The sequence below is a fragment of the Candidatus Sororendozoicomonas aggregata genome (assembly GCF_031528575.1).
GTDB lineage: Bacteria > Pseudomonadota > Gammaproteobacteria > Pseudomonadales > Endozoicomonadaceae > Endonucleibacter > Endonucleibacter aggregata.
Genome location: NZ_JAVLSP010000172.1, coordinates 1 through 3,272 on the forward strand (window position 1 = coordinate 1; position 3,272 = coordinate 3,272).

Sequence of the window (3,272 nt, forward strand, 5' to 3'; positions counted from 1 at the left end):
CACTATCCCGTCCAGCAGTCCGAAAGGTAGAGCAGGTTTGCGAATAAGAGAATGGACTTGTTCAGAGTGCGGAGCTGAACACCCGCGTGATTCAAATGCGGCAAAGAACATTCTTGCGGCTGGGCATAGCCGTCTCGCTGGAGGAATCCCACTGCTTTAGCAGTGGGAGGATGTCAACTGATACCAATGGATGAGAAAAAGGATAGCTGCCGTTTTCCCATAAGTGGGTTCGACATGGTTGACATCCTCCAGCCATGTCGCTGGGAGCCTGTTCGAGAATAGACTGCTTTTTAATACGATGAGCTATGCGTTCCTGCTGTCACAGGTTTTACCGTTAACTTCTGTACAACAGGCCATAGACGCATGATATAAAATCAACAGGTTTAGCCCACTCCCATTTTATTTTGCCAAGCATCGGATGCATTTATATCATAAACATTTTCTGCTCTCGGTGTATTTATAGCTATAATCCCGGTTGATAAGCTTAATGCTGGTAGTTATCAGGCTTTGCTGCAGGATTGATTGTCATGTAGCTGGTATATTTCAATGTAGATCAATCTCCTGGCCTGATGCCACATAAAAATACTCTGGGAAAATTGATGAAAAAAACAAAACTGCTTTTGGCACTATGTTCATTTTTTATTGCTGGAGCGCATTACGCTTGTGCTTATGGTAAAAAATTTAGCGAACTGCAAACTGAATCCCCTGATGGAGCAGGGGCAAGGGATGCTGGCTCAACACCTGATGATAGAAATTATCTGAGCGTCTCTGAGTATTCTGATTCAGATCTGAAAGCAATGTATAGACGATTCCTGGCTGATAATGACCTGTGTGGTGTAAGATTAAATAAAAAATACCAACACTATTACTTAGAAAAATATGGAATTTATATCCAGAAAGCCCTCTTGCACTATTATAATCTTGCATTAATTGACAACCATTTTGATGTGCCATTGCAATGGTATGGTGAGAAAAAAGAATGTTTTAAATTATTGAAGTTCCCTTGCCCCAAGGACATCCAGTTATTAGAAATCCCAAAACCCCTGCTGGAAAGCAAGCATGAATTTGTTAATTTATTAATACATTTTTTTGAACACAAACACCGTAATCACCAAAAGGCTATAACACGAGGCGTAGAATGGTTCCCTAAGGTAGAATCCCAGCTAGTCTATTTTGCAGTAGTGGGAGAGATAGTTAGCCATTACTCCATTCATAGTGACGATTATACCAGATACCTGGAAAAATATTTCTTAAACGCGGTTATAGCTAAACATAATGATTTATCCAAAAAGCTCATACAAATGCTGCAACTTCATGTAATGACCACCGAAAGCAATATCCTGGATTGCGTTAAGATTCTGAATAATAAACTTGAAGTAGAAATCGATGAGGGAGTTTGCTCTGATAGCACTGATGAAGTGTATGCGTTTTTCAGTTTTTGTAAGGCTGACCCTTTGATAAAAAAAGCCGTATCTCATCACTTCTACCCGAAGGAGTTGCAAACGATTCAGCCTGAAGATTGTCAGCGATTGATGAATAAGGCAGGAGAGTTACAAGACCCCACTTTAAGGAAAGCAGTTCTGCTACCTGTTGTTTACACCCTTGAAAATAATTCACCCAATGAAGAATCATGGCAGCAGCTACGCTCAGTCGCGACGGCTTTTTCTGAGTATCAAGCACTGATAGACAGTTTTTCCTATCATATGAAATATGGATTAACCTGGTTTTCCTTATTTTATCATCATTATTTGAATGAGTTGATCAGCCACATTGAAAAACGCATTATCAGTAACCTGAAGCAGGAATTGAATCTGGATACTGATTGTGACAGTAACCATACTCTCTACTTGAAAAAAGTGGTAGCCATTCTGTCGAAAGGAGATGAATCCACGCTCCTTAATCAACTGCTGAGTAAAGGCGTTGAGTATATCGATAAACTTTTTCACTACCTGCAGGAAAAGGGAATCAACCTGTTAGAACAAGCGTGTAATCTTCTGAAAGAGGCTTTGAGTCCAGACGTTCCTTATAACGAACAACGTGTTTCCTTCTTGACGAAAATGGGAGGCATGCTGTCGCAAGAAGATGCATCTATACTGCTGAAGCGGGCGTTGACCCCAGGTAATAATTATGACCATCAACGTGTTTCCGTCTTGAGGGAAATGGGAGGCACTCTATCGGAAAAAGATGCGTCGACACTGCTGAAGCGGGCGTCGGCTACAAGTTTTGAGTATATCCATGAACGTGCTTTACTCTTGCGGGACTTAGGAGGCATGCTATCGGAAAAAGATGCGTCGACACTGCTGAAGCGGGCGTTGAGTTCAAGTATTCATTATGTCGAACAGCGTGTTTCCTTCCTGATCGAATCTGGAGGCACTCTAACGGAAAAAGATGCGTCGACACTGCTGAAGCTGGCGTTGAATCCCAGTGTTACGTATGTTGAAAAACGTGTTTCCGTCCTGATGGAATTTGGCGGCCATCTGTCGAAAGAAGAGGCAACTAAACTGCGGAAGCGGGCGTCGGCTATAGGCGTTGTATATGACGCTAAACGTATTTCCACCTTGGAGCAATTGGGAGGCACTCGGCCAAATACAGACAGGGCTACACCGCAAAAGCAGGCGTCGACTTCAAGCGTTCAATACGACAGTCAACGTGTTCCCATCTTGGAGGACATGGGCAGCTAGTACATCATTTCAATGGGCTTGACAGGCTCCTAGTTGGTAATAGGATACATTACACAATCTGGCTGTTCACTGCCACAGGTAAACAGCCCGATCCCATGGACAGTGATATATTCGTATCAACGTCTCCTGACCCGCCACTGTTATCTGGTAGCGTAGATAATCTGCCTTTGCGGAACTGGTGACAAAGACAGTAGCAGGCACTTTCACCAACACGGGCACGGTTTTAACGATCTGACTGTTATTTAATACCGTATCAAACACCGAAGTAATAATTTTCGATGTCATATTAAAGGAGAAGTTATCCTTGAAAGACAGCCGGTAAACCTGTTTATCTTCTGGCAGCTCCCCAACCACCACCTCTGTTTTACACTGACTCAGATCAATATAGCCAGAAGGTGGTTGGTTATCCCTGAGGGCATCCTGGAGTTGGGTATGGTTTCCTATACGAACAGATGCCTGAATCGACAGCACAAAAAAAGTCAGTATTCCTAAAATGATGTTACGTGTTATTTCCACAGTGGCTGCCTTTGTTATGCCTCTTTTTTATATATCTTTATATATCTTTATATATCTTTATATATCTTTATATAT

The 3,272-nt window shown here is 42.2% G+C and carries 3 protein-coding genes; 2 read left to right on the forward strand and 1 reads right to left on the reverse strand.

Translation table 11 applies throughout. The annotated features are described in order from the left end of the window. The first annotated feature begins 37 nt into the window (after positions 1-37). Entirely contained in the window at positions 38-160 is a 123-nt protein-coding gene (locus V4C51_RS17450) for a zinc ribbon domain-containing protein (protein WP_330926828.1), read from the forward strand. Positions 161-599: 439 nt separating this feature from the next. Further along, positions 600-2,681, forward strand: a complete 2,082-nt coding sequence (locus V4C51_RS17455; protein WP_330927450.1) for a hypothetical protein — start codon at positions 600-602, stop codon at positions 2,679-2,681. A gap of 66 nt (positions 2,682-2,747) precedes the next feature. Here V4C51_RS17455 and V4C51_RS17460 read toward each other — a convergent pair whose 3' ends face one another. Continuing rightward, positions 2,748-3,197, reverse strand: coding sequence for a hypothetical protein (locus V4C51_RS17460; protein ID WP_330927451.1), 450 nt, complete (start codon positions 3,195-3,197; stop codon positions 2,748-2,750). Positions 3,198-3,272 lie beyond the last annotated feature (75 nt).